Source organism: Halobacterium jilantaiense, assembly GCF_900110535.1.
Taxonomy (GTDB): domain Archaea; phylum Halobacteriota; class Halobacteria; order Halobacteriales; family Halobacteriaceae; genus Halobacterium; species Halobacterium jilantaiense.
Window position 1 is genome coordinate 2,490,636 of the sequence record NZ_FOJA01000001.1, and the last position, 26,374, is coordinate 2,517,009.

The 26,374-nt window shown below is 68.5% G+C and carries 25 protein-coding genes and 2 tRNA genes; 16 read left to right on the plus strand and 11 right to left on the minus strand.

The annotated features are described in order from the left end of the window. Nucleotides 1–80: 80 nt before the first annotated feature. A complete protein-coding gene (locus BMW35_RS13005) occupies nt 81–1,946 on the plus strand; it encodes a glycoside hydrolase family 15 protein (RefSeq protein ID WP_089669969.1) in 1,866 nt (621 codons plus the stop codon). 136 nt (nt 1,947–2,082) lie between these two features. Here BMW35_RS13005 and BMW35_RS13010 read toward each other — a convergent pair. Beyond that, nucleotides 2,083–2,157, minus strand: a tRNA-Val gene (locus BMW35_RS13010). A 98-nt stretch (nt 2,158–2,255) separates the two neighbouring features. Here BMW35_RS13010 and BMW35_RS13015 point away from each other — a divergent pair. From BMW35_RS13015 to trpG, 5 genes are all read left to right on the plus strand, one after another. Beyond that, nucleotides 2,256–2,798 carry an Ig-like domain-containing protein gene (locus tag BMW35_RS13015; protein WP_089669970.1) on the plus strand — a complete coding sequence of 181 codons (543 nt, stop codon included), beginning with the start codon at nt 2,256–2,258 and terminating at the stop codon, nt 2,796–2,798. A 100-nt stretch (nt 2,799–2,898) separates the two neighbouring features. Then, a complete protein-coding gene (gene trpD, locus BMW35_RS13020; RefSeq protein WP_089669971.1) occupies nt 2,899–3,912 on the plus strand; it encodes an anthranilate phosphoribosyltransferase in 1,014 nt (337 codons plus the stop codon). Continuing rightward, nucleotides 3,909–4,571 carry a phosphoribosylanthranilate isomerase gene (locus BMW35_RS13025; protein WP_089669972.1) on the plus strand — a complete coding sequence of 221 codons (663 nt, stop codon included), beginning with the start codon at nt 3,909–3,911 and terminating at the stop codon, nt 4,569–4,571. The genes trpD and BMW35_RS13025 overlap by 4 nt, the downstream gene beginning before the upstream one ends. Further along, complete coding sequence (trpE, locus tag BMW35_RS13030) at nt 4,568–6,151, plus strand: anthranilate synthase component I (protein WP_089669973.1); 1,584 nt, start codon at nt 4,568–4,570, stop codon at nt 6,149–6,151. The genes BMW35_RS13025 and trpE overlap by 4 nt, the downstream gene beginning before the upstream one ends. After that, complete coding sequence (gene trpG, locus BMW35_RS13035) at nt 6,148–6,741, plus strand: anthranilate synthase component II (RefSeq protein WP_089669974.1); 594 nt, start codon at nt 6,148–6,150, stop codon at nt 6,739–6,741. Before trpE ends, trpG begins: the two co-directional genes overlap by 4 nt. A gap of 6 nt (nt 6,742–6,747) precedes the next feature. On the opposite strand, the gene BMW35_RS13040 is transcribed toward trpG, so the two are convergent. Beyond that, nucleotides 6,748–6,945 carry a DUF8029 family protein gene (locus BMW35_RS13040; protein ID WP_089669975.1) on the minus strand — a complete coding sequence of 66 codons (198 nt, stop codon included), beginning with the start codon at nt 6,943–6,945 and terminating at the stop codon, nt 6,748–6,750. 335 nt (nt 6,946–7,280) lie between these two features. On the opposite strand from BMW35_RS13040, the gene BMW35_RS13045 reads away from it, so the two are divergent. After that, nucleotides 7,281–10,418, plus strand: a complete 3,138-nt coding sequence (locus BMW35_RS13045; RefSeq protein WP_089669976.1) for an adenosylcobalamin-dependent ribonucleoside-diphosphate reductase — start codon at nt 7,281–7,283, stop codon at nt 10,416–10,418. An 83-nt stretch (nt 10,419–10,501) separates the two neighbouring features. Then, the gene (locus BMW35_RS16020) at nt 10,502–10,621 is read left to right on the plus strand and encodes an HVO_2523 family zinc finger protein (RefSeq protein ID WP_342706525.1); all 120 of its coding nucleotides are present in this window, start codon (nt 10,502–10,504) and stop codon (nt 10,619–10,621) included. On the opposite strand, the gene BMW35_RS13050 is transcribed toward BMW35_RS16020, so the two are convergent. Further along, nucleotides 10,622–11,242, minus strand: a complete 621-nt coding sequence (locus BMW35_RS13050) for a TVP38/TMEM64 family protein (protein ID WP_089669977.1) — start codon at nt 11,240–11,242, stop codon at nt 10,622–10,624. It abuts the gene before it with no gap. 79 nt (nt 11,243–11,321) lie between these two features. Here BMW35_RS13050 and BMW35_RS13055 point away from each other — a divergent pair, with 79 nt between their 5' ends. After that, nucleotides 11,322–11,699: a DUF5830 family protein gene (locus BMW35_RS13055; protein ID WP_089669978.1), complete on the plus strand. Its 378-nt coding sequence runs from the start codon at nt 11,322–11,324 to the stop codon at nt 11,697–11,699. Here the strand turns inward: BMW35_RS13055 and BMW35_RS13060 are convergent. Next, nucleotides 11,683–12,729, minus strand: a complete 1,047-nt coding sequence (locus BMW35_RS13060; protein ID WP_089669979.1) for a DUF7115 domain-containing protein — start codon at nt 12,727–12,729, stop codon at nt 11,683–11,685. The genes BMW35_RS13055 and BMW35_RS13060 overlap by 17 nt on opposite strands. A gap of 92 nt (nt 12,730–12,821) precedes the next feature. Here BMW35_RS13060 and BMW35_RS15720 point away from each other — a divergent pair. From BMW35_RS15720 to BMW35_RS13070, 3 genes are all read left to right on the plus strand, one after another. Continuing rightward, a tRNA-Met gene (locus tag BMW35_RS15720) sits at nt 12,822–12,979 on the plus strand. 459 nt (nt 12,980–13,438) lie between these two features. Beyond that, nucleotides 13,439–13,684: a DUF8028 family protein gene (locus tag BMW35_RS13065; RefSeq protein WP_089669980.1), complete on the plus strand. Its 246-nt coding sequence runs from the start codon at nt 13,439–13,441 to the stop codon at nt 13,682–13,684. A 170-nt stretch (nt 13,685–13,854) separates the two neighbouring features. After that, nucleotides 13,855–14,823, plus strand: a complete 969-nt coding sequence (locus tag BMW35_RS13070) for an aldo/keto reductase (RefSeq protein WP_089669981.1) — start codon at nt 13,855–13,857, stop codon at nt 14,821–14,823. Nucleotides 14,824–14,853: 30 nt separating this feature from the next. On the opposite strand, the gene BMW35_RS13075 is transcribed toward BMW35_RS13070, so the two are convergent. Further along, nucleotides 14,854–15,771, minus strand: a complete 918-nt coding sequence (locus BMW35_RS13075; protein WP_089669982.1) for a DMT family transporter — start codon at nt 15,769–15,771, stop codon at nt 14,854–14,856. A 92-nt stretch (nt 15,772–15,863) separates the two neighbouring features. Further along, nucleotides 15,864–16,358 (minus strand): CBS domain-containing protein, encoded by a 495-nt coding sequence (locus BMW35_RS13080; RefSeq protein ID WP_089669983.1) that lies wholly within the window; start codon nt 16,356–16,358, stop codon nt 15,864–15,866. A 110-nt stretch (nt 16,359–16,468) separates the two neighbouring features. Here BMW35_RS13080 and BMW35_RS13085 point away from each other — a divergent pair, with 110 nt between their 5' ends. Next, nucleotides 16,469–17,089 carry a ribonuclease H gene (locus tag BMW35_RS13085; protein ID WP_089669984.1) on the plus strand — a complete coding sequence of 207 codons (621 nt, stop codon included), beginning with the start codon at nt 16,469–16,471 and terminating at the stop codon, nt 17,087–17,089. A 74-nt stretch (nt 17,090–17,163) separates the two neighbouring features. Here BMW35_RS13085 and BMW35_RS13090 read toward each other — a convergent pair whose 3' ends face one another. Beyond that, a complete protein-coding gene (locus BMW35_RS13090) occupies nt 17,164–19,416 on the minus strand; it encodes an NADP-dependent malic enzyme (protein ID WP_089669985.1) in 2,253 nt (750 codons plus the stop codon). A 136-nt stretch (nt 19,417–19,552) separates the two neighbouring features. Between BMW35_RS13090 and BMW35_RS13095 the strand changes: the two genes are divergently transcribed. Beyond that, nucleotides 19,553–20,395 (plus strand): COX15/CtaA family protein, encoded by an 843-nt coding sequence (locus BMW35_RS13095; protein WP_089669986.1) that lies wholly within the window; start codon nt 19,553–19,555, stop codon nt 20,393–20,395. Between the two features lie 22 nt (nt 20,396–20,417). On the opposite strand, the gene BMW35_RS13100 is transcribed toward BMW35_RS13095, so the two are convergent. The 4 genes from BMW35_RS13100 to BMW35_RS13115 all read right to left on the minus strand — a co-directional run bounded on the left by BMW35_RS13100 (nt 20,418) and on the right by BMW35_RS13115 (nt 24,420). Beyond that, the gene (locus BMW35_RS13100; protein WP_089669987.1) at nt 20,418–21,158 is read right to left on the minus strand and encodes an amino acid ABC transporter ATP-binding protein; all 741 of its coding nucleotides are present in this window, start codon (nt 21,156–21,158) and stop codon (nt 20,418–20,420) included. A gap of 3 nt (nt 21,159–21,161) precedes the next feature. Beyond that, entirely contained in the window at nt 21,162–22,058 is an 897-nt protein-coding gene (locus BMW35_RS13105) for an amino acid ABC transporter permease (protein ID WP_218138608.1), read from the minus strand. A 21-nt stretch (nt 22,059–22,079) separates the two neighbouring features. Continuing rightward, on the minus strand, nt 22,080–22,886 hold the full coding sequence (locus BMW35_RS13110) for a transporter substrate-binding domain-containing protein (protein WP_089669988.1): 807 nt from the start codon (nt 22,884–22,886) through the stop codon (nt 22,080–22,082). A 97-nt stretch (nt 22,887–22,983) separates the two neighbouring features. Next, nucleotides 22,984–24,420, minus strand: a complete 1,437-nt coding sequence (locus tag BMW35_RS13115; RefSeq protein ID WP_089669989.1) for a replication factor C large subunit — start codon at nt 24,418–24,420, stop codon at nt 22,984–22,986. 318 nt (nt 24,421–24,738) lie between these two features. Here BMW35_RS13115 and BMW35_RS13120 point away from each other — a divergent pair, with 318 nt between their 5' ends. Next, nucleotides 24,739–25,185, plus strand: a complete 447-nt coding sequence (locus BMW35_RS13120; protein WP_089669990.1) for a pyridoxamine 5'-phosphate oxidase family protein — start codon at nt 24,739–24,741, stop codon at nt 25,183–25,185. Between the two features lie 94 nt (nt 25,186–25,279). After that, complete coding sequence (locus tag BMW35_RS13125; protein ID WP_089669991.1) at nt 25,280–26,362, plus strand: YihY/virulence factor BrkB family protein; 1,083 nt, start codon at nt 25,280–25,282, stop codon at nt 26,360–26,362. Nucleotides 26,363–26,374 lie beyond the last annotated feature (12 nt).

The following is a 26,374-nucleotide window of genomic DNA, read 5'->3' on the forward strand; positions in this document are numbered from 1 at the left end:
CCGCCCGCCGACGGCCAGCGGGACTGCGGACGCGCTTTTCCTGCTACGGACCCAAGTGTCGATACACGGTATCACTCAACATGGGATACCGACCACTCTCCGAGTACGGCGTCGTCGGCAACGACGACCGGTGTGCGCTCGTCGGGAGCGACGGCGCTGTCGACTGGTGTTGCTTCCCGACAGTCGACTCGCCCAGCGTGTTCGGCCGCCTTCTCGACGCCGAGCGCGGCGGCCACCTCTCGGTCGCGCCCACCGACAGCTACGACAGCGGCCAGTCCTACCTGTCCCGGACGAACATCCTCGAGACGACGTTCCGGACCGACTCCGGCCGCGCGACGCTGGTCGACTTCATGCCGGCGGGCGGAGACGACCGAGACCCGGAGACCCAGCAGGAACTCTTCAGACATCTGCGCTGTGAGACCGGCCAACTCACCGTCGAAATCGACTGCAAGCCGCGGTTCGACTACGCTCGGGCAGACACGCGAGTTGAGGAGGAATCAGCGGGTATCGTCGCTCGCGGCGACGGTGACGCGCTCCACCTGCAGGTCTACGGCCCCGTCAGCCTCCGGCCGACCGATGGACGGGCCGTCGGGACGGTGACGCTCGAAGCCGGCGACTCTGTCTGGTTCGTCGTCCAGTACGACCACGTCCGACCGACGTCGCCGGCCGCCTGCCGCCGAATCCGGGCTGAGACGGTGGCCTATTGGCGGCAGTACGCGTCGACAATCGAATCGCGCGCGAGCAGCGTCGTCGGCGACGACCCCTGGCTCGACGAGGTGGTTCGCTCCGCGCTCGTCCTCAAGCTGCTGACGAACGACGACACCAGCGCCGTCTACGCCGCGCCGACCACCTCACTCCCCGAAGTGTTCGGCGGCCGCCGCAACTGGGACTACCGCTACAACTGGATTCGGGACTCGAACTTCGCTGTCCAGGCGCTGGCCAACCTCGGTGACTCCGACGCCGCCGACCGGTACTACGAGTGGCTCCTCGACGTCTGCCACGACGACCCAGCCGAGATTCAGCCGCTGTACGGCGCACACGGCGAGACGGACCTCTCCGAGTCCTTCCTCGACCACCTCGACGGCTACCGGTTCTCCGCGCCCGTGCGCGTCGGCAACCTCGCCGCCGAACAGCGCCAGCTCGACGCCTACGGCATCCTCGTTCAGGGGCTCTACGAGGCGGTCCAGCGTGGCTACGACCTCTCAGAGGGCGACTGGCAGTGGGTCCGGCGCGTCGTCGACCACGTCTGTGACGTCTGGGACGAGCCGGACAGCGGCATCTGGGAGTTCCGCGTGGAGCCCCGCCACTACGTCCACTCAAAGCTGCTGTGCTGGGTCGCCCTCGACCGCGGTATCGAACTGGCGGCGCGCCGCGACGGCGACGCCGACACCGACCGCTGGACCGCCGAGCGCGCGTCGCTCCGTGCGGCAATCGAGGACCGCGGCTACAGCGAGACCGCCGGGAGCTTCGTCCAGCACTTCGACACCGACGAGACGCTCGACGCCGCCTGCCTCCTGATTCCGCTGTACGAGTTCCTCCCACCCGGCGACGGCCGCGTGCAGTCCACGCTCGACGCCGTCGTCGACGGCCTGCTCACCGACGACGGGCTGGTGCGGCGCGCGAAAGGCCCCGACATCCCGCCGGCGGGCCGCGGGGCGTTCCTCTTCTGCTCGTTCTGGCTGGTCGACGCCCTCGTCCTCGCGGACCGCGTCGACGAAGCCCGAGAGTGTTTCACGACAGTCCTCGACCACGTCGACTCGCCCGCACTGCTCCCGGAGCGCATCGACCCAGCGACCGGCGAGTTCCTCGGGAACTACCCGCAGGCGTTCAGTCACACCGGCCTGATAAACAGCGTCATCTACCTCGGGAGCGTCGACGACGACGACACCCTTCCCCCGGACGCCTTCCCGAACGACCGCGGCGTCCACCCGCTGTTCCGATTCTGAAGGGATACGCGAAGAAGGCCCCGCAGCGGCCACTACCGCGCTGTGACTTGCGGGATCGAACGTTCCGCAGACCGTACAACAGGCTCCGACGCGAAGCGACAGAGCCGCCGCTTCGCGGTGAATGAAACGGGAGAAGTGGGTTGGGGCGGATTTGAACCGCCGACCTCCTCCATGTCAAGGAGGTGTCATAGCCTGACTAGACCACCAACCCGGGCGGCCTTCGAACTACACCCAATCGTTGCCCCGGGTTATAGTTGAAGGTTTCGAATCGGGAGAAGGCACTTACCCAGGCCGACAGATGCGGTTCGTATGCCCGAAACGCGCAGACGAGCCCTCCTCGCGGCCGTCAGCGGCACGCTCGTCGCTGTGGCCGCCGGCTGTCTCTCCCCGGCGGACTCGAGCCCGCCCGCTGACCTCTCCGTTCGCGCTATCGACGCCGACGAGTACCGGGGCGTCCCGACTGCCCTCGACACCGTCCCCGACGGTGCCGACGCGACGCCGTTCACCGGATTCGGTATCGGCGAGGAGCGCACCGACGAGGGCGACGACCCGCCGCACTGCGTGTGGGTGTGGAACGCCACCGACCGCGAACGTGAACTCACAGTCGGGTTCGAGACGGACGCGAACACGGTCTTCGAGCGGTCCCTGACGTTCGCACCTGACGCCTGCGCGGGCTTCGTGCTGTTCACGCCGGCCGCGTACACGGTCGCGGTCGAAGGCGGCGACTGGCGGGAGACGACGACCGTCGAGGCGTCGTGGTTCGACTGCAACGCGTCCGCGACGGACGTGGTCGTGGCCGAAGGCGGTCGGCTCGACGTCGGGAGCGTTATGCAGTCGATGTACTGTGGGTGACGCGGGTGCGCGAGCGTGGATGCCAACGGCACCCGCGACAGGCTTAAGTCATCGTACAGACTTGTACACTGTAACCCGAACTAGTACATTGGTGTCCACAATGCAGGAATACATCGAGCGCGTCACGGCCGGCGAGGACCTCGGACTCGAGGCCGCCCGCGACGCGGTCACGCGACTGCTCGAGGACGCGACCGACGCCGAAATCGGCGCGCTGCTCGCGGCGCTCCGCGCCAAAGGCGAGACAGAGACCGAGATTGCCGGGTTCGCGCAGGGGATGCGGGAGGCCGCCAACACCGTCGACCCCGACCGCTCACCGCTGGTCGACACCTGCGGCACCGGCGGCGACGACTACGACACCATCAACGTCTCCACGACGGCCACGATGGTCGCGGCGGGCGCGGGCGTTCCCGTCGCCAAACACGGCAACTACTCAGTCTCCTCGTCGTCGGGCAGCTCGGACGTTCTGGAGGCCGTCGGGGTCGACCTGGACACCGACCCCGCGGCCGTCGAAGCCCGCATCGAGGACGACGGCATCGGCTACATGCACGCGCCGGCGTTCCATCCCGCGATGAAGGCCGTCATCGGCCCGCGGCGCGAACTCGGCGTGCGCACCATCTTCAACGTTCTCGGCCCGCTCACGAACCCCGCAGGCGCTGACGCGCAAGTCGTCGGCGTCTACGACCCGGACCTCGTGCCGGTGCTCGCGCGCGCACTCTCCCACATGGGCGTCGACCGCGCGCTCGTCGTCCACGGCGACGGCCTCGACGAGTTCGCGCTCCACGCGCCCTCGACGGTCGCGGAACTCCACGAGGACGGCTCCATCGAGGAGTACTCGGTCACGCCCGAGGACTTCGGCGTCTCGGAGGCACCCATCGACGCCGTCGCGGGCGGCACGCCCGACGAGAACGCCGCGGACCTCCGCGACATCGTCACCGGCTACCTGACGGGGCCGAAGCGGGACATCATCGTCGCGAACGCGGGCGCTGCCATCTACGTCGCGGGCGAGGCCGATTCGCTCCGCGACGGCGCTGAGCAGGCCGCCGAAGCCATCGACTCCGGTGCCGCCGCGAAGACGCTGGAGCGACTCCGCGAACCCCACGCGGCGACGCAATGACGCGCGCGAAGGTCTGCGGACTGACGAACGAGACCGACCTCCGCGCGGCAGTCGACGCCGGCGCTGACGCCGTCGGCGTCGTCGCGGACGTCCCCGTCGACACGTCCCGGGAGGTCGACGTGGCTGTCGCCGCCGACCTCCTCGCGTCCGCGCCGCCGCTGGTCTCCAGCGTACTCGTCACGATGCCGGAGACCGCCGAGCGCGCCGTCGAACTCGCCGAGACAGTCGCTCCGGACGTGCTCCAACTGCACGGCGACCTGCCCGTCGGTGACGTCGCGTTCGTCGCCGCGAACACCGACGTGGACGTATTGAAAGCCGTGGACGCCGGCGACCCGGGGGCCGCGCGCTACGCCGACGTGGTCGACGCGCTGCTCGTGGACTCCGTCGGCGAGGATGGCGGCGGCGGGACCGGCCGCACGCACGACTGGGACGCCACCCGCGAGTTCGCTGCGGGCGTGGACGCACCGGTCGTGCTTGCCGGCGGCCTCACGCCCGGGAACGTCCGGGCGGCCGTCGAGGCGGTCGACCCGTTCGCCGTCGACGTGGCGTCCGGCGTGGAGGCCGCGCCCGGCGAGAAGGACCACGCCGCCGTCCGCGAGTTCGTCGCGGCCGCGACCGACGCGCGAGCCGACGACGTGGTGGGGGCGGTGGACTCGTGATGGACACCAGCCGCGAAGCGTTCGTCGACCTCGCCGACGACGGGCCGGCGGTCGTCCGCGTCGCCGCCGACCTTGACGTCGACGTGTCGCCGCTGACCGCACACGACACGCTGGTGGCGGGCGACCACGGCTTCCTCCTGGAGAGCGCCGAGAAGACCGCAGCCAGCGACCCGGACGGCGCGTTCCAGCCGTCCGGCGCGGACGAGAGCCGGCACGCCCGGTACTCGTTCGTCGGGTACGACCCCGCGGCGGTCGTCACGGTCGACCCCGACGAGACGACCGTCGAGCGCCTCCGCGACGACCGCGTCGTCGACTTCGTCGCTGGTGACGGCAGCGAGGGCGGCGACGTGCTCGACCACCTCCGCGGCGCGCTCCCGGGAGTCGAGCGCCGGAACTTCCCCGACGAGGACCGCCAACTGCTCGACGGCGGACTGGTGGGGTTCCTCGCGTACGACGCCGTCTACGACCTCTGGCTCGACGAGGTCGGCGTCGAGCGCCCCGACACGCCGCTGCCGGACGCCGAGTTCGCGCTCACCACGCGCACGCTCGTCTTCGACCGCGCGACGGACTCGGTCTCTCTGGTGTTCACGCCCGTCGTCGACGGCGCGGACGCCGGTTCCGTCTACGACGACCTGGAAGCCGAGGCCGAACGCGTGGCGGCCGCGCTCCGGGACGCCGACGACCCCGAGTTCGGTGGGTTCCGCGTGACCGACGAGCGCGCGGGGGACCGCGCGGACTACGAGGCGGCGGTCGAATCGGCCAAGGAGGCCGTCCTCGACGGCGAAGTCTATCAGGCAGTCGTCTCCCGCACCCGGGAGCTCGACGGCGACGTCGACCCGCGGGGGCTGTACGCCGCGCTCCGGGACGTGAACCCCTCGCCGTACATGTTCCTGCTCGAACACGGCGACAGGACCGTGGTGGGCGCGAGCCCCGAGACGCTCGTGGCAGTCCACGGCGACACCGTGCTGAACAACCCCATCGCGGGCACCTGCCCGCGCGGAGCCAGCCCGGTGGAGGACCGTCGGCTCGCGGGGGAGATGCTCGCAGACGAGAAGGAGCGCGCCGAACACACGATGCTCGTCGACCTCGCGCGCAACGACGTCCGCCGCGTCAGCGAACCGGGGAGCGTAGAGGTCCCCGAGTTCATGCGCGTCCTGAAGTACAGCCACGTCCAGCACATCGAGTCCACCGTGACCGGGACGCTCGACGGTGATTTAGACGCGTTCGACGCGACCCGGGCCTCCTTCCCGGCGGGCACGCTGTCGGGCGCGCCGAAGGTCCGCGCGATGGAGCACATCGACGCCCTCGAAGCCAGCCCGCGGGGCATCTACGGCGGCGGCGTCGGCTACTTCTCGTGGACGGGCGACGCCGAGTTCGCCATCACGATTCGGTCGGCGACGGTCGACCGCACCGGCGGCGAAGACACCCTCCGAGTGCGCGCCGGCGCGGGCATCGTCGCCGACAGCGACCCGGCTGCCGAGTTCGACGAGACGGAGGCGAAGATGGACGGCGTGCTCGCGGCCGTCGACCGCGTGCGCGAGGAAGACAGCGGCGTCCCGGCCGCGGAGGCGAACCGATGAGAGTCCTGTTCGTCGACAACTTCGACTCGTTCACGTACAACCTCGTGGAGTACGTCTCCGAGCAAACCGTCGACGGTGCTCGGCCCGACACGACGGTGGTGAAAAACACCGCCTCGCTGGCCGAGATTCGGGACTACGACCCGGACGCCGTCGTCGTCAGTCCGGGGCCCGGCCACCCGGAGAACGACCGCGACGTCGGTGTGACCGCGGACGTGCTTCGCGAGGTCAGCCCCGACGTGCCGACGCTCGGCGTCTGCCTCGGCATGGAGGCGGCCGTCTACGAGTACGGCGGCGAGGTCGGTCGGGCCGACGAACCGATGCACGGCAAGACCAGTCCGGTCGAACACGACGGGGAGGGCGTGTTCGCGGGCGTCCAGCAGGGGTTCCCGGCGGCGCGCTACCACTCGCTGGCCTGCACCGAGATTCCGGACTGCTTCGACGTGACCGCGGAGACCGCCGACGGAGCGCTGGCGATGGGCGTCCGCCACCGCGAACACCCGATCGAGTGCGTGCAGTTCCATCCGGAGTCCGTGCTCACCGGCGCTGGTCACGACCTCGTCGAGAACTTCCTTCTGATGGCGGCCGAGTGACGGCCGTCAGAACAGTCCGCCGGCCACCGTCGAGGCGGCCCACAGGCCCGCGACGACGAGCGTCGCGAGCACGACCAGTTTCCACGCGACGCGCAGGACGAGCCGACCGACGAGGACCACGACCCCGACGGCGACCAGCGCGAGCAGCAGCGTCCCCAGCGGGGACCCCGTCAGACCGCCGACTGCGAGCAGTGCCGGATGCATGTGTCGGCCCACAGAGCGAGCGGTGATACACCTGTCGGCCGACACCCCCTGCATTCGTGTGGAAGCCGAAACTGAAGTTCCCGCGCCGTCCCCGGAATCTGGCGGCCAGATGCCGCCACTTTCACCACGCTTTGGGAGCCTTCATATCCGGTCCGGTCGTAGGCCGTAGACACGCCGAACTTGGGCGGCATGCGCGGTCCGGTTCGGGGGCTCCGAGAACACAACTACTAACCCCCCGTGCCGGCTACCAGTGTGTCGTTCCCGAACACCGACGTTCAGCCACACATGATACACGAACCCACCACCACACGGACTGTCTCGCGGAGGGACGACGAATGAGCTCGCACGACCTGTCCGCGGACGAACTCACGCTCCCGGTCAAGCGCGTCACCGGTGACTCGCTCGAAGACCGACTCACCGCCAACGCCTACCACAACATCCTGCCGGCTCGCTACCTCCGGAAGAACACGGACGGCGAACTCGTCGAGGAGCAGGAGGACCTGTTCCCGCGCGTCGCGAAGAACATCGCGCTCGCCGAGGTCGTCTACGAGTCCGACGACCCCGTCGAGGTCACGCCCAGCCAGCTGAAGCCCGACCACCCGCGACGGGACGAACTCACCGAGGAGGTCTTCGGCGACGGCGTCGACCCGGACAGCGACGAGGAGACCGTCGCACTCACCGAGGACAACGTCAACAAGTTCGCGTACGACACGGTCGTCCCCGAACTCGACGACCCCGAGGTACGCGAGCACGTCGAGGGCGTCGCGGCCGAGTTCCGTGGCCTGATGGAGGACCTCTCCTTCATGCCGAACTCGCCGACCCTGATGAACGCCGGCGACGAACTCCAGCAGCTCTCGGCCTGCTTCGTCGACTCGCCGGGCGACGACATCACGGACATCCACCAGACCGCCAAGGAGGCCGCCGAGGTCTTCCAGTCCGGCGGCGGCATGGGGTACGCGTTCTGGCAGCTCCGGCCGTACGGCGACACCGTCGGCTCCACCGGCGGCATCGCCTCGGGGCCGCTGACGTTCATGGAGACGTTCGACCAGATGTGCGAGACCATCGCGCAGGGCGGCGCGCGACGCGGCGCACAGATGGCTGTCATGCGCGTCAGCCACCCGGACGTCGTGGAGTTCATCCACGCGAAGAACAAGGACGTCTCCCTGGCCCACGTCCTGAAGCTGAACGACCCCGACGACTACACGTACACCGAGTTCTCGGAAGCCCTCGAAGAGGCTCGCGGCCTCATCGACGACGACGGCCGCGTCCCCGAACACCTCCGGAACGCCGTCGAGGGCCACCTCTCGAACTTCAACATCTCCGTCGGCGTCACCGACGGCTTCATGGAGGCCCTCGAAGCCGGCGAGGAGTACACGTTCACGAACCCGCGCACGGGCGAAGCCCACATCGCGACCGAGGAGACGAAGGAGATGTACTCCCGGTACGGCCTCGGCCACCACGTCGAGGTCGGCGAGCCCCTCACGCTCCCTGCCGAAGAGCTCTGGAGCCGCATCGTCGAGGGTGCCCACGAGAACGGCGAACCCGGCGTCATCTACCTGGAGCGCGTCAACGACCAGCACTCCTTCGACGTCGAGGAACACCCCGAGCACCGCATCCTCGCGACGAACCCCTGCGGCGAGCAGCCCCTCGAGGAGTACGAGGCCTGCAACCTCGGTCACATCAACCTCTCGACGCTCGCGGCCGAGGACTCGCCTGACTGGCGGGTCTGGAGCGAGGAACACGACTTCGACAGCCTCGAGGCGGGCGTCAGCCAGTTCCTCGACGAAGCGGTCGACACCGAGGCGTTCCAGCACCGCATCGAGATGGGGACGCGGTTCCTCGAGAACGTCGTCACGATGTCGGACTTCCCGGTTCCGGAGATCGAGGAGAAGGTCTCCGAGATGCGGAAGATCGGCCTCGGCGTCATGGGCCTCGCGCAGCTCTACGTCCAGCTCGGCGTCGAGTACGGCAGCGAGGAGGGCAACGAGATTGCCAGCCAGCTGATGGAGACCATCAACCACGGGTCGAAGACCGCGAGCCACGAGCTCGCTATGGAGCGCGGCAGCTTCGACGAGTGGGACAAGTCCAAGTACGCGAACCCGACGGAGTACGCCGAGTGGTTCGAGCACCACACCGGCGAGGACGCCGACGAGTGGGCGGACGGCTACCCGATTCGGAACCACAACACGACGACCATCGCGCCGACCGGCACCACGTCGATGGTCGGCAACACCACGGGCGGCTGTGAGCCCATCTACAACGTCGCCTACTACAAGAACGTCAGCGACGACGTGCAGGGCGACGAGATGCTCGTGGAGTTCGACGACTACTTCCTCCGCACGCTGGAGGACAACGACATCGACGTTCAGGCCGTCAAAGAGGAGGCCCAGGAGCAGATGGCGAACAACGAGTTCGACGGCGTCGACGGGCTGACGACGGTCCCGGACGCCATCGGCGAGCTGTTCGTCGTCACGAGCGACCTCTCCGGGAAAGAGCACGCGGCGGTCCAGACCGCCTGCCAGCAGGGCGTCGACTCCGCCATCTCGAAGACGTGTAACTTCCCGAACGACGCGTCCGTCGAGGACATGGACGAGGTGTACCGCTACATCTACGAGAACGGCGGGAAGGGCGTCACCGTCTACCGCGACGGCACCCGCAGCAAGCAGGTGCTGACGACGCGCGCCGACAACACGGAGTTCTCGTCGATGGACGAGGACGAGGCCGCGGAGGCCATCGTCGAGACCATCGAGGAGACGTTCGGCGGCATCGAGGGCTTCCTCGACAACGAGGACGTGCAGGCCGCGTTCGGCGACGACCTCCGCGAGATCTTCGCCGGCGACGCCGAAGACTTCGACGAGGAGTTCGCCGAGAAGCAGTCCCGTCCCGACCTCCTGCACGGCGTCACGCAGCGCGTCGACACGGGCTACGGGAAGCTCTACGTCACCATCAACGAGGACCCCGAGCGCGAGCGGCCGTTCGAGCTGTTCGCGAACACCGGGAACTCCGGCGGCTTCACGGGCTCGTTCACGGAGGCGCTCGCGAAGACCATCTCGGTCGCGCTCCGGTCGGGCGTCGACCCCGCCGAGATTGCGGACAAGCTTCAGGGCATCCGGTCGCCGAAGGTCGCCTGGGACAAGGGCGAGCAGGTCAACTCCATCCCGGACGCGTTCGGCACCGCGCTCCGCCGCTACCTCGACGGGGACGTCGACCGAGCGGCCTACCCCCAGCAGCAGCGCCTCGGCGACATCGAGGACGCTGCGGGCGCGCCCGAGACGGACGGCGGCGCTGCCGAGTCGCTCGGCGGCCCGCAGGGTCCGTCGGGTGCCGGCGACGAGACGCAGGACACCCAAGACGCCACGCAGTCGCTCATCGACGCCGGGGAGAGCCCCGAGTGTCCGGACTGCGGGTCGATGACCCTCTACTACAGCGAGGGCTGCAAGACCTGCGAGTCCTGTGGCTGGAGCGAGTGCTGACCTGAGGACAGCGTAGCGCGACCGTTCTCTTCCCCGTCTCCGAGAGGGACACGCCTTTACTCGCCGCGTTCGACCGTCCAGTCATGGCAGCAGACGCGCCGGCGTGCCCGCGGTGTGACGCCGACCTGTTCAAGCGCCACTGCAAGTACGTCTGCCCGCAGCACGGCGTGATAGTGGACTGCAGCGACCCGTTCACGCTCTGACTACGCCGCCAGCTCGCGGTACGCGACGGGACCGAGCAGCGCCGCCGCCGCGAGCACCCCGACGGCGAGCAGCAGCGGGTCGACGCTGCTGGCGGCTACTGCGAACGTATCGAGGCCGCTGCCGAGCGCGACAGTCGCGACGACCCACGGGAGTTCGCCGACGAGCGTGCCGGCCGCGAACGACCGCAGGGGGACGCCGCCGGCTCCCGCCGCGGCCGACACCGGCTCAGCGGGCGTGGGTGCGAACCGCGCGGCGACTAGCCCGCGGACGTCGCCCGTCGCTGCGAAGAACCGCCGGCTGCCGTCCGAGAACCGTCCGACGAGCAGCCCGTCGGCGGGCGCGTACCGGCCCGCGGCGTACGCCGGCAGACTGGTTGCGAGCGCGCCGACGAGCGCGACGGGGACGCCCACCACGAGGCCGTACTTGAAGCCGACGAGCGCGGACAGCACGCTGATGGGCCACGCGAGGAACGGCCGGACGGCGTACAGACCGACCAGAACGAGGGGAAACCACGGGCTCGCGACGGCGACCCGCAGCGCGTCGAGGGCTCGCGACGGCCGCGCGAGCACTGCCAGCGCGACGACGAGGGCGGCGGCAGCGCCGGCGAGGTAGCGTCGCATCGCCGCCCGCTATCCGGGGCAGGCACAAAACGGCTGCCATCGGGCAACGCTGAAGTACGGCGTCGACTGACTGGATGACATGAGCCACGGTGGCGTCGACGACGACGCCGACCCGGTCGAGGTCGGCGTGGAACTCCTCGCGAACCTCGAGTTCGGGTCGCTGTCGGTCGCGGACGCCATCGACCGCATCGAGACGGTCACGACACACCCGCGGACGACCCGGGAGATACTCGACGAGGCCGAGCGCCGCGGCGTCATCGAACGCGAGTCCGGCGAGGTCTACCCGCAGGGCGGCAGCTACGTCTCCTTCGAGTCGCAGGTCGTTCAGAAAGACGGCGAGTTCTCGTGTCGGCGCTGCGGGTCGTCCCTGTCGACCGGCTACTTCGTGAAGCTGAACGCCGGCGAACTCGGCCCGTTCGGCTCCTCGTGCATCCGCAAAGTCACTGGTCGGGAGTGAGTTCGCGGAGCGCATCGAGGCGCTCGCGCTGCGCCTCGATGGCGGCTTGCTGTGCCTCGATGACCTCCTGCTGTCGCTCGACGGTGTCAGCGAGACTCTCGATGACGTCGGCCATCTCGTCCAGTTCGACCTCCAGTTCCTCTGGGTCGACCGGCGGCTCGACCTTCTCGGCCGCCGTCCGGAAGCCGCTGGACTCGAACTCGTCGCCCTCTGCGCTCGCGTCCTCGCTCGCCGCCTGCGCGCTCACCGCCGACGCGCTCCCGCCGCCACCCGCAGCGGCTTCCCGCTCGCTGCCCGCGTCCGCGTCATCGTCCTCGCCGACACCGCTCGTGTCGATTGGGTCGACGCCACCTCCGAACGACACCTCGCCCGTGTTGGTTTGACTGGCGTCGCCGGCGCTCGCGGCGCTCAACTCGGCGGCGCTGTCGACGCCGTGGTAAGCGAACACGGCGTCCTGGACGGCTTCGCGGACGGCGCGGAACTGCTCGTTCGGCGCTTTGATGCGCTCGGTGCGTGCCGTGGTTTCGAGGACGAGCTGGCTGGAGACGTTGCCGTCCTCGGTGTCGATGCCAGTCACCGTCGCGTACGCGATCTCCTCGTAGTCGGGCCCCCAGACGGCCGACCCGATGTGTTTCACGACGCGGTCGCTGGTGACGACGAGGGTGAGTTCGCTGAAGCGATACGTGCGCTTGACCGTCTCCCCGGGGTCGGTGACGTCGGCGGCGTTCAGCACGCCGGCGAGAATCGGGTGGAGAACGTCGTCGAGGCTGGCCGACGGGACGGAGAAGGATTCGTCGCCGTCGAGCCCGTAGTCGAGGGTGACTTTCGCCTTCCGGCGGCCCTCGCTGACCCCGATTCCCTCGGCGTCGTGGGGGAACTCGTCGACCGATTCGTCGCTCAGCAGGCCGTCGGCGGTGTACAGCAGCGTGCGCGTCGGCGTGACGAACAGCGCGTCCTCGCCCTTCAGCGCGACGTGGGCTGCGACGTCCTCGTCGCCGAGCGAGGACTGTACGAGCGCAGGTACGTCCATGTAGGCTCGAAACCACCGGCTCGGCTTAAACCCGGCGGGTGGCCGGCCGAGATGAGAACGTTAAAGAGCAAGACCGGCATACGGCGAAACGAGCCCGGGTGGCTTAGCTGGTCATAGCGCCGCACTCATAGGGTATCGAGCTTCGGTGCGGCATCCCACTGCCACGTGGATGCTCAGCATGTCCGCGAGGCCCGCCGAGCCTCGAACCTGGGACATGCGGAGATCGAGGGTTCAAAACCCTCCCCGGGCACTTCTCTGCTGCAACGACGGACTGCAGCGACGCGTCCGTCGAGTGAACACTACGCGACGACGAGCGGTAGCGAGCGGCCGCAGTCTGTGTTCGTCCCGAGCGACGGCTGTCCTCGATATGCGTTCTCACGACGAGATGGCGCTTCCTACTAGCTGCGTCTGGACGCACACCTCAGCGTAGGTCTGCCCTACCTCGGCCCGGACCGCGAGCCGTCAGTCCGGGTGGAGCGCGCTCGACGCCGGGACGAGCCCCAGTGGAGCCGACGAAACCGTTCGAGAACCCTGAATTAGCGAAACTCTCTCAGAAGCCGCGATAAACTGTTAGCTGCGTTCTGGTGGCGTTGTAAATCGTAGATAGCCGTCGACATAACCACCTAAAACGGAGTGAAACGCCGACAACGGTCGACCTACTATATGCGGTGGGCCGTCCTACGATAGAGTAGACGAGGTGCCCCCCGACATGTCAACTCCCTCCCGATCCGCGCTCGCCGACGCCGCAACGGACGTGGTGACCACGCCCGGCTCCGCGACGCTCCTGAAGCCCCTCGAGGTCGCGGGCTTCTGGGCGGCCGTCGCGCTGCCGTTCCTCTACGTCCCGCTCGTGGTCGCCGGTCCGTCGTCGTCGGCCGAACAGACCGCCCTCGCCGTCATGGTGCTCGCGCACGTCGCCGCGCTCGTGCTCGGTCACCGCCACCAGACCGAATAGCTCGCCGCTCGACCCCCTCCAGCCGCCCTCCCCAACCGTTCTCGTCGCTGCTGTTCTCGCCCGTTCCGTTCATTCCGCTCGCGTTCGTCGCCCAGCGCCGCCGCCGACAGGGACCCGCACGGCGACGAGAAGACGGACCGCTTAACCACTCCGTTGCCGTGCGTCGGCGTATGGCGCTGGACGCTGTGCCGCTCGGCCGCACCGGGCTGAGAGTGACGGAACTCGCGTTCGGGACGTGGCGGTTCGGGCGGGAGAACGACGCCGGCGAGGTGGAGGTCGGGGAGCAGCGCGCCCACGACCTCCTCGACGCGTACGCCGACGCCGGCGGGCGATTCATCGACACCGCCGACATGTACGGCGGCGGGCGCGCCGAGCGCTACATCGGCGACTGGCTGTCGGAGCGCGACCGCGAGGACTACGTCGTCGCGTCGAAGATGTACTGGCCGACCCGCCAGGGCCCGAACGGCCGCGGGCTGAACCGGAAACACCTCCGGGAGAGCCTCGACGCCGTCCTCGACCGGCTCGGCACCGACTACGTCGACCTCCTCTACGTCCACCGGTGGGACGACGACACGCCGGCTGCGGAGTTCATGCGCACGCTCGACGGGTTCGTGCGGGACGGGACAGTCCACTACCTCGGCGCGTCGACGTTCCAGCCGAACGCCTGGAAGGTCGCGAAGGCGAACGAAATCGCGAAACGAGAGGGGTACGAGCCGTTCACCGTCGTCCAGCCGCGGTTCAACGCGGTGAACCGCGAAATCGCCGGGAACTACCTCGACATGTGCCGGGACTACGACATCGGCGTGGTGCCGTGGTCGCCGCTCGCCGGCGGCTTCCTCACGGGGAAGTACGAACGCGGCGAGGACCCGCCCGACGGCACGCGGGGCGCGACCGACCAGCAGTTCGTCGACTCCTACCTCACGTCGTCGAACTTCGACGTCCTCGACGCGGTCGAGGCGGTCGCCGACGAGGTCGGCGCGACGCCCGCGCAGGTGTCGCTGGCGTGGCTGCTCCACCACGACCAGGTGGTCGCACCCATCACCGGCGCTCGAACCCCCGACCAGCTCCGAGAGAACGTCGAAGCCGCGGACGTGACACTCTCTGCCGACCAGTTCGAGCGCATCGCGGACGCGCGGTAGCGGCGGGGAGCGAGTCTGTTCCGCCCGCAGCTACGCCCAGACAGCCCGCGCTTTCCGCAGTTCTGCGACGAGCGCGCGGCGCTTCAGCAGACAGAACCCCGAGAAGATGACGAGGAACCCCGCGACCGTGTTGGGGGTGATGGGTTCGGCGAGCCACACCAGCCCGACAATCGCGGCGAACACGGGCGCGACGTAGCTCACGAGGTTGATCTCGATGGGGCCGAGACGCTCCAGCAGCTCGAAGTAGACGAGAAAGCCCAGCGCGCTGGCGACCAGCGAGAGGTAGCCGATGGCGAACAGCGCCTCCGTGTTCCGGGGGACGACCTGCGGTTCGCCGGCGGCGACGCTGGCGACGTGCATCAGACCGGCTCCGAGCAGCATCGACCACGCCTCCATGGTCTCGATGGAGAGGTCGTCGTCGACGCGCTGTGTGAGGACGCTCCCGAGCGCGAAACACGTCGACGCCGACAGCACGAGCAACACGCCGACGGTGTTCCCGCCGAGGAGGTTCGACGGGTCGGGGTTCGACAGCACGACGACCCCGACGAGGCCGAGCGCGAGGCCCGTGAGGCCCGCGACAGAGAGTCGCTCCGAGGGAAGGAACGTACGAGCGAACCCCGTCGTGAGCACGGGGCTGAGGCTGACGACGACGGCCGCGACGGCGCTCGTCGTCTGCTGTTCGCCGACGAACAGGAAGGCGTGGTAGGCGGCGATCATCAGCACGGCGGCGATGCCGACGGTCGTCCAGTCGGCCCGCGTGCGCGGCAGCCAGCGGTCGCTGACGCGGGCGGCGTACGCGAGCATCACGACGCCGGCCACGTCGTAGCGCACCGCCGCGAACAGCACGGGCTCGAAGCCGGCTTCCAGACCGGCCTTGATCGCGGGGAACGCCGACCCCCAGACGGCCGCGAGCAGCAGAAACAGGACAGCGTCGCGATAGTTGGTCACGCCACCACTCCACACCGCGGGGAATTGACCGTTTCGGAGGCGTGACGGTTTTGCCGGCTACGCCGTGAGAGCGGGCAGGCCGGCGTTACACGTCACTCCCCGGAGCGCTCCGCGTGCAGCGCGCGCAGCACGTCCTGACGGGTGACGATGCCGACGAGGTCGCCGTCTTCGACGACGGGGACGCGGTTCACGTCGCGGTCGTCGTGCGCGAGAATCTCGAGGATGTCGTCGACGGAGTCGTCTGGTTCGACGGTCAGCACGTCTTCGGTCATGATGCGTTTGACCGGCTTGCCCGCGCTCGACGCGAGGTCGAGGCTGGCCTCCAGGTCGTCCCAGGAGAGTTCGAAGCCGTACTCCAGCGATTCGAGGAACGGCGGCAGCCCGATTGGAATCCAGACCGTGCGGTGTTCCGGCTGGAACAGCTCCACCATGTCCCGCTGCGTGACGACGCCGACGAGCCGGCCGTCGTCGTCCACGACGGGGAAGCCGGTGAAGTGGCGCTCGGCGAGCTTCTGGAGCACCGTGCTCACGTCCTCGGACTCCTGTACCGTCTCGACGTCGGCCGTCATCAGCTCCCGGACCAGCATACGTGAGGGGAGACGGCGCGGGACCGTATGCCTACCGGCTCGCGCCACGAATCGCGTGAGTGCGCGCCGACCGGCGGAGGATTTACGTCGAACGACCCGCTATTCGGCGTATGGCCATTGTGGGCCAACCGAGCCTGCGGGACATCTTCGACGACGCGCCGACCCCTCACATCGCCCACCCGCCGCGGTCGCACCGCCGCGACTTCTACGTGGCGACGGACGGTTCGTACGCCAGCGACGGTGCTGGTCTCGGGGTCATCATCGAGACGCGGGACGGCGACCGCGTCGCGCGACTGTCGGTGCCCGACGAAGCGCCGGACAACAACGTCGCGGAGTATCGGGCGCTCCACCTCGGGCTGGACACGCTCGCCGCGCGCGTGCCGCCGGGTGCGAGCGTCGGCGTGCTTGTCGACCACGACGCCCTCGCCGCGGACGTCAACACCGCGGTGCTCGCGGCGAAACGCCGCGACTACCGGCCGCTGCGGGAGTTTTCGGTGCCGGCGGCCGCGCGCCACCACTGGCGCGGCATCCGGGCCCGCGTCGTCGGGTTCTCCGAGATTCGGGCCGCGCAGGTCGACAGCGCCCGCAACCCCGCGCACGTCCTCGCGAACCAGCCCGACCAGTACGCCCACGTGAACGACGAGGCCGACCGCTGCCTGCTGCCTGACGCCGATTCGACGGACCCACAGATTCCGCCGCCGTCGCGGTCGGACCGCCGGGCCGGCGACTGAACGGGGCGGTCCGACGCGTCGCTCCGCGTCGTCCGTGTCGCTTTCGCCCTCGAAAACTGAAGCCGCCGGAGCCGCTACTCCTCGCGCTGCTGTGCGTCGGCCGCCGCGACGGCCGCGAGGTTCACGATATCCTTGACCTCGTCGCCGCGCTGGAGGACGTGGACGGGCTTGTCCATGCCGACCAGCATCGGGCCGATGGCGTCCGCGCCGCCGAGGCGCTGGAGGAGCTTGTAGCCGATGTTGCCGGCTTCGAGGTTCGGGAAGATGAGCACGTTCGCGGGGCCGTCGAGTTCGCTGAAGCCGTAGGTGCCTTCGAGGATGTCCTCGACGACGGCGGTGTCGGCCTGCATCTCGCCGTCGACGGGGAAGTCGGCGGACTCGTCCTCGCGGAGGAGGCGGGCGGCCTCACGAGGCTTCCGGGTGCCCTCGTTGTCGACGCTGCCGAAGTTCGAGTACGACAGCATCGCCACCCGGGGGTCGACGTTGAAGCGGCGCGCGAGGTCGGCGGTGTGGCGCGCGACCTCGGCGAGGACTTCCTCGTCGGGGTTCTGGTTGACGGTGGCGTCAGCGACGAAGATGACCTGATTCTTGAACGTCAGCATGTAGACGCCCGCGACGTAGTCGGCGTCCGGCGCGGTGCCGACGACCTGCAGCGGCGGGCGGAGCGCGCTCGGGTAGTGGTGGGTGAGCCCCGTGAGGAAGGCGTCGGCGTCGCCGGCCTCGACCATCGTCGACCCGAGGTAGTTCGGGTCGCGGGTCACGAGCGACTCGGCCTCACTGCGCGTGATGCCCTTGCGCTTGCGGAGTTCGTAGAGCCGGTCGGCGTACTCGCTGTGGTCGCCCTCGTCGGGGTCGACGACATCGGGCTCGAAGTCGAGACCGAGCGCGTCGACGGCTCCGTCGATGGTGTCTCGGTCGCCCAGGAGGACGGGCTCTGCGATGTCCTCCTCGGCCATCTGGTAGGCCGCGCGAATCATCTTCTCGTCGTCGCCCTCGCCGAGCGCGACGCGCTGCTTGCTGCTCTTGGCCTTGTTGATGACGATGCGCATCATCTCCCGGCTCTTGCCGAGGCGGGCCTCCAGTTCCTCGCGGTACTGCTCGGGGTCGAGGTTCGTCCGGGCGACGCCGGACTCCATCGCGGCGACGGCCACGGCCGGTGCCACCTCGAACAGCACGCGCGGGTCCAGCGGCTTCGGGATGATGTACTCGGAGCCGAACTGCAGGGGCTGGTCGCCGTAGGCTTTCACAACTTCGTCGGGGACGTCCTGTTTGGCGAGGTCGGCGAGCGCCTCGGCGGCGGCGACCTTCATGTCCTCGTTGATGTCGGTCGCGCGCACGTCGAGTGCGCCCCGGAAGATGAACGGGAAGCCGAGGACGTTGTTCACCTGATTCGGGTAGTCCGAGCGCCCCGTCGCCATGATGACGGTGTCGTCGCGGGCCTGCTTCGCGGCCTCGTAGTCGATTTCGGGGTCGGGGTTCGCCATCGCGAACACGATGGGGTCGTCGGCCATCGACTGCACCATCTCCTGGCTGACGATGCCGCCGACGGAGAGCCCGACAAAGACGTCCGCGCCGGCCATCGCGTCGGCGAGGTCGCCGCCCTCGCCCGCGGGTTGGGCGAACTCGGCTTTGAAGTCGTTGACGTCGCGGTCCTCGGTGATGACGCCCGAGGAGTCACACATCGTGACGTTCTCGCGCTGCACGCCGAGCGAGACGTAGAACTTCGCCGTCGCGATGGCGGACGCGCCCGCGCCGGAGAAGACGACTTCGAGGTCGTCGAGGTCCTTGTCGGCGATTTCGGCGGCGTTCAGCAGCGCCGCGCCCGAGATGATGGCGGTGCCGTGCTGGTCGTCGTGGAACACCGGCACGTCCATCTCCTCGCGCAGCCGGGTCTCGACCTCGAAGCACTCGGGGGCCTTGATGTCCTCTAGGTTGATGCCGCCGAACGTCGGCTCCATCGCGGAGACGGTCTCGACGAGTTCGTCCGCCGAGGCCTGGTCGAGTTCGATGTCGAAGACGTCGATGTCGGCGAAGCGCTTGAACAGCACGCCCTTCCCCTCCATGACGGGCTTGGCGGCCTGCGCGCCGATGTCGCCGAGGCCGAGCACCGCCGAGCCGTTCGAGACGACCCCGACCATGTTGCCCTTCGTGGTGTACTTGAAGGCGTTCTCGGGGTCGTCGGCAATCTTCCGGCAGGGCGCTGCCACGCCCGGCGAGTACGCCAGCGAGAGGTCTCGCTGCGTGTTCGTCGGTTTCGTCGTCGAAATCTCTACTTTCCCTGGCGGGTCGCTGGCGTGGTAGTCCAGCGCGTCCTCGTCGAGTCCCATGTAGGTGACACCGCCGGCATCCAGCAAAAGCCTGTCCCAACGCGTCGAACGAGATTACGACAGACGACGAACCGACTGTTCTCGGTCCGCTGGAGAACCCGACACGCATACGTACCGTCGCCCGAAAATTCGGACCATGGCTCGTCGCTCGTACCAGCTCGCGGCCGTGACCACTGTACTCACGTTCGCGCTCATCCTCCTCGGGGAGTTCACCGCCGTCTCGGGCTCTGGTGCCACTTGCGGGCTCCAGTGGCCGGACTGCAGCGGCCGACTGCTGCCGTTCGGGCTCCCGGTCAACGACTTCATCGAGCAGTTCCACCGCTCGGTCGCGATGGTCGTCGGCTTCTTCATCCTCGGCACCGGCGCTGTCGCCTACCGAAACTTCGACGACCGCGACATCCAGGTGTCGGGCGTCCTCGCCGTCGTCCTGCTCCCCCTGCAGGTCATTCTGGGCGGCACCACCGTCACCTTCAGCGGGCTCCTCCCGTGGGGCTACCAGCCCATCACGCAGGCCATCCACCACCTCGCCGCGCTCGCCATCTTCGGGACACTCATCTACGCCACGCTCCGCATGCGCGAGAAAACCGGCCTCGGGCTCGGGCGCGTCCGGACCGCCGCGCTCGCCGGCCTCGCGATGCTCCCGCTGGAACTCGCGTTCTCTCGGAACACCCTCTTCGCCGTCTACGGCACGCGCGTCCAGTTGCTCAACCACACCTTCGAACTCGCGGTGTTCGCCGCCGCGCTCACGGGGTACGTCTGGGCGCGCCAGCGCGGCGCGACGCGCGCCGCCAGAGCGTGCGCAGCAGCCACCCTGCTGGTCGTCGTCCAGGTGCTGTCGATGGTCGGGGTCTTCGAGTTCTCGGCGGCCCTCCAGCTCACGTACTACGCGCTCGCCGCCGCCGTCGCCGCGCTGCTCGTGCTCAGCGCACGAACGCAGTGGCACGTCGACCTCTCGGTCGACGGCGCAGCGAGTCGCTGACGGCGCGACGCGACCGGTGCGGCTACAGGAGCCGCGACAGGAACCGACGGCCCCGCTCGGTCGTCGGCTCCTCGAAGAACTGTTCGGCTGGTGTTTTCTCGACGACCTTCCCGTCCGCCATCAACACGATGCGGTCGCCCACTTCGCGGGCGAACCCCATCTCGTGTGTGACGACCAGCATCGTCATCCCCTCCTCCGCGAGATTCCGCATGACGTCCAGCACCTCGCCGACGAGTTCGGGGTCGAGCGCGCTCGTCACCTCGTCGAACAGCATCACCTGTGGGTTCATCGCCAGCGCGCGAGCGATGGCGACCCGCTGCTGCTGGCCGCCGGACAGCTGGTTCGGGTACGACGACCCCTGGCCGTCGAGCCCGACACGTTCGAGGAGGTCGTCGGCGTCCCCCTTGGCGTCGGACTCCGGCGTCCCCTTGACCTTCTCGGGAGCCAGCGAGATGTTCTCCAGCGCGGTCTTGTGCGGGAAGAGGTTGAAGCTCTGGAACACCATTCCGATGCGCTGTCGGAGCGCGTTGATGTCCGTCTCCGGGTCCGTCAGCGACACGCCGTCGAGGCGAATCTCCCCGTCCTGAACCTCTTCGAGCCGGTTCGTGCAGCGGAGGAGCGTCGACTTCCCGGACCCCGACGGGCCGATGACCACGACGACCTCTCGCTCCTCGACGGACAGATCGACGTCTTTCAGCACGTGGTTCTGTCCGAAGTACTTGTCCACACCCTCGAACTCCAGTAAGGCGTCAGTGTCTTGCATCTGTCAGGCACCCCCGAAGCGACGCTCGAAGAACCCATCCGCTTCGTCCTCGTCGTCCTCGCCGTCGGTCGCGTACTGGCTGCCGCCCCAGTCGGCCCTCCGTTCGAGCAGGCTCACCAGCTGACTCATCGTCATCGTGATCGCGAGGTAGAACACGCACAGCCAGACCAGCGGCGTCCACGGGTCGAGCTGGTTGCTGTTGACGCTCCGGAACACGCTCATCAGCTCCGGCACCGCGATGACGGTGAGCAGTGAGGTGTCTTTCACCAGAATAATCTGGTCGTTCCCGATTGCCGCCAGCGCGTTCCGCCACGCCTGCGGCAACACGACCTCTCGGAGTGCCATGACGCGGGACATCCCCAGGGAGCGAGCGGCCTCCATCTGGCCGTCCGGCACGGCGTCGATGCCGCCGCGGATGGCTTCGCCCACGTACGCCGCGTGGTTGAGTGTCAGTCCGATGACTGCGGCCGGGACCGCCCAGTTGACAATCGGGAACTCCCCCGTCGCCCACAGCCGCGGGATACCGAAGAAGATGATGAACAACTGGAACAGCAGCGGCGTCCCGCGGAAGAACTCGACGTAGCCTTTCGCTATCTTCCCGGTGATCCGGGAGGTCGAGATGCGACCGAGGCCGACGAACACGCCGAGTGTCACGGACAGCACGCTGGAGATAGCGACGATGCGGATGACGAGCCAGAACGCCTCCACGAACCGCGGAAAGATGGTTTCGAGGAGACTGAAATCGACCTGTGTGGAGACAATCCACGTGACGAGTGACCCGACGAGCGCCAGGAACGCGAGCGAGACCACGACCCCGAGCCGCCGCACGAGGCGGTCCCGCATCAACACGCCGCCGCTCGTCTCACTGCTTGGTTCTCCGTCGACGGTAGAGTCAGACATTGTAGGAGCGTGAATCCGCAGTTATCCGTCGAAGTACTCGTTGTAGATCTCGTCGTACGTGCCGTCCTCCCGAATCGCGGCGAGCGCGTCGTTGACCTCTTGGCGGAACTCGTCGTCGTCCTGCCGGAAGCCGATGCCGTAGTTCTCGACAGTGAGCGTGTAGTACGGCGGCGCGTTCTCGTCCTGCGCTGCGGCCTCGCCCTCGCCCTCCAGGAACATGACACCATCATTCTCGTTGACGAAGGACGCGGTGACGGTGTTGTCGTTGATGACGGCAGACACCTGGTTGTTCAGCAGAGCGTCGAACGCGCCCGTAATCTGGTCGAAGCTCTTGATTTCGAGGTCGCCGGACAGGTCCTCTTTGAGCCCTTCGGCGGCCGTCTCACCGGTCGTCCCCTTCTGGACGCCGACGTTCTTCCCGGCGAGGTCCTCGGGGGACGTGATGTTGTCCGCCTCGAGGACGGCGATAGTCTGGTAGGCGGTGAAGTACGGGTCCGAGAAGTCGACGGACTCCTTCCGCGTCTCGTTGATGGTCATCGCGCTCATGATGATGCGGAAGTTCCCGTTGTTCAGCGACCCCATGATGCCGTCGAAGGACGTCCGCTTGAACTCGTAGTCGCGGTCCATCTGCTCCGCGAAGATTGCCTCGGCGATGTCCACGTCGAACCCGACGAGTTCGCCCTCCTTGGTCTCGTACTCGAAGGGCTTGTACGGGATGTCCGACCCGATGACGATTTTGTCGCTGTTGCCGAACAGTCCGAGACAGCCACTCAGCGCCAGTGCTGACGATGCACCCGCGGTCGTTTTGAGGTAGTCACGTCGTTGCATACCACCCGCGTTGAACTCCACCTATAAAACATTTTTTCGGGTGTCGGGCTGTTTCCCCCGCAAATTCTGCACGTCTCGGTAACCGATGACACCCGCCTCAGAAGAACTCGTCGAGGCCGCGCTGGCTGTCGTCGTCGCCCGAGTCGTGCTCGTCGTCGGCCGCTGTCTCCTCGTCGTCGTCCGCCAGCACGTCTTGGTCGTCCTCGTCTTCGTCGTCTCTGACCGCGCCCTCGAACGCGCCGCCCGAGTGGTCGACGGCCGCCGCCTCGCGGAGCTCCTCGGCGTCGGCGACGATGGACTCCACCTTGTTCGTCGTCTCCCCCGAGCCCGTGACGAAGGAGACGTGTTCTTCCTGCATCTCGTAGGCGGCCGCCATCGCCACCGTCAGCTCCCGGTTCTTGCAGTGGTGGGTCATCGCCGCGAGGAACGGCAGCACGTCGTTGCGCGCGGTCGCCATACTGCAGCCCGCCGTCTCGGCGATGTGGCGGGCGACGTAGTCGCGTTTCTCTCGGGTCGCCCGCGAACTCCCGAGTTTCCGCCAGTAGCTCGGCGGGCCGTAGCGCGTCCAGCCGCCGTGGTCGTGCTGGCGCGAGGCCGCGACGCCGGCGGCGATGTTGTCGGTCGCGTACCGCCAGTACGAGTAGTTCTGGGTCGCCCGCACGCGGCCCAGCCAGATGTCGGCGTTCGAGAGGAACTCGTACGCGACCGCGAGTTCGTCGCCGTAGTAGTCCTTCGGGACGTTGTCCTCCACCCAGTTCAGGAGGTCGTCAGGCGTCTCGTCCACGTCGTAGGCGGCCTGCAGCGCTTCCTCTGCGCCGTGGGTCTTGATGAGGCCGTCGAGGAAGTCGAAGACGCCCTGCGAGCGGTCGCGCTCGCCCATCACCACGTCGTCCTCGGTGAGTTTGCGGTCGGTCTCCGCGAGCGCCTGCAGGTCGTTGACCGCGGACCGCAGGTCTCCGGAGTTCTGCTCGGCGATGGCTTTCAGCGCGTCCTCGTCGTAGTCGATGTCCTCCCGTCGGCAGATGTCCCGCAGCACGGGGACGATGGAGCGCTTCGAGACGTCCCGGAACTCGATGTCCTGCGTGGCGTTCCGGAGCGCGGAACTCATGTCGTAGTACTCGTTCGCGACGAGGACGACGGGCTGCGGGGCCTCCTTCACGAGTCGCGTGATGGCCGCGCTCCCGCCGCGGTCGACGTTCCCGTGGAGGTTGTCCGCCTCGTCCAGCAGGACGAGCTTCTTCCCGCCGGAGCCGCCGGTGAGCGTCCCCGACTTCGCCGCCTCGCCCGCGACGCGCTCGACCACGTCGGCCGTGCGCTGGTCGCTGGCGTTCAACTCCACGACGTCCCAGCCGGCGTCGCTCGCGAGCGCGTGGGCCGCCGACGTCTTCCCGACGCCGGGGCTGCCGTGGACGACGACCGCCTCCCGGTGGTCCTCCCACGTCTCCGCCCACTCCGCCAGCGCGTCCCGGGCCTTGTCGTTGCCCCGGACCTCGGAGAGCGACGACGGACGGTACTTCTCCGTCCAGTCTACCATTGCTCTCGGGTAGGCAGGAGTTCCGGTTAGGTGTTGCGGACAGCGTTCCCGACCGAAGGGAGGGAACGAGGCGGAGCGGGGAGCGAAGCGACCCGCGGAGCGTGGGGACGACCGGAGGGAGTCCCCCGGATGGTCGAACGGCGAGCGGAGCGAGCCGTGAGGAGAGCGTGCCCGAACGCAGTGAGGGCACGTTATTGTGAGCGGTGACTATCGGGAGCCGCGAACAGCGTTCCCGAGCGAAGTGAGGGAACGTGGCAGCCCATTCGTGAGCCGGCAGTCGCCCCCACAGTTTTGCGGCGGCCTCGCGTAGTTGTCAGTATGAGTCACACGAGAGGCGTTCACCTGGACGCCGAGGAGCGCGACGCGTTCCTGGGTGCCGGTGGCACTGGCGTGGTCTCGTTCGCGGACGCGAGCGGGCCGCCGCACTCGATTCCGGTCTCGTACGGGTACGACGACGACACGGAGTCGTTCTTCTTCCGGCTCGCGTACCACGCGGACACGGAGAAGCCCGACCCCGAGGACGCCGCGGTGTCGTTCGTCGTGTACGGGGAGACCGACGAGGGGTGGCGCAGCGTAGTGGCGAAAGGCGACCTGGAGTCGACCGACGAGGACGCCGTCTCGACGTCGGCGCTGGAGGCGCTCCGGCGCGTGGACATCCCGCTCGTGGACGTCTTCGAGCGGGCACCCGTGGAGACGGATTTCGAGTTCTTCCGGCTGCAGCCGACCGAGTTCACGGGACGGAAGGAGGCACCCCCCGACGAGTGACGCGCCGGGCGACCGCCGCGGGGAGCGAGCGCGACTCGCCGAAATCGGGGCCGGACGCCACACGAGTTTTCCAGATTGGTCGCGTACGTCCGGTATGTCCGTACTGTCCGACGCGACCGGGTTCGGCGAGCGCGTCTTCTCGGAGTTCTCCGAGAAGAACGTCCCGTTCATGGCGGCGGGGCTCGCGTACAACGCCTTCGTCTCGCTCGCGCCGCTGCTCGTCGTGTTGTTCCTCGTGGTGTCAGTCGTGGGCGGCGGCCTCGAGGACCGCGTCGTGACGGCCAGCGGGACGTGGCTGCCCGGCCCCATCGCGGACGTCGTCCAGCAGGTGTTCCAGGGCGACGCCGCAGGCGGGACCGCCTCCGTCGTCGGTCTCGTCGTGGTGCTGTGGGGGACGCTGAAGATTTTCCGCGGGCTGGACACCGCGTTCTCGGAGATCTACGAGACGACCGGCGAGAGCAGCTTCGTGGACACGCTGAAGGACGGCGTCGTCGTGTTCGTCGCGCTGGTCGCTGCAGTCGTCGTCACGGTCGGTGCGGCTGCCGTCTTCGCGGCGTTCTCCGAGACGGTGCCGTACGTCGACGCGCTGACGCCGCTGGTGCTGGTCGCGGGGCTCGTCCTCGCGTTCTACCCGATGTTCTACGTCTTCCCCGACGTGGACCTCGGCTGGCGCAGCGTGCTGCCGGGCGTGCTGTTCGCGGCGGTCGGCTGGGCGGCGTTCCAGGCGCTCTTCCAGGTGTACCTCGCGTTCAGCGACCCGACCGCGGGGAGCTTCTTCGGCGGCGTCGTCATCGTCGTCACGTACCTCTACTTCTCGGCGTTCGTGTTGCTGCTGGGCGCGGTCGTCAACGCCGTGGTCGGGAACTACTCCTCGGGGACACCCGGCGGTGTCGGCGGCGGTGCGGTGGGGTACGACACGGACGTCGACGACTCGATGCGCGGCGACCGACTGGCGAAGTACCTCCAGGACCTCCGCGAGGACATCACGGGCCACTACCGGGGGATGCGGCCGCGCACGGACGGCCTGCCGCGCCGCGAGCGCCCCGGCGGTGACGTCGACGTCATCGAACAGCACAGCGAGGACGCCGACGGGGAGACCCGGCGCGTCACCCTCACGTGGCAGGCGTCCGGTGACGACAAGAAGTCGGGCGACGCAGCCGATTCGGGGGTGCGCTGACCGGGGCCAACG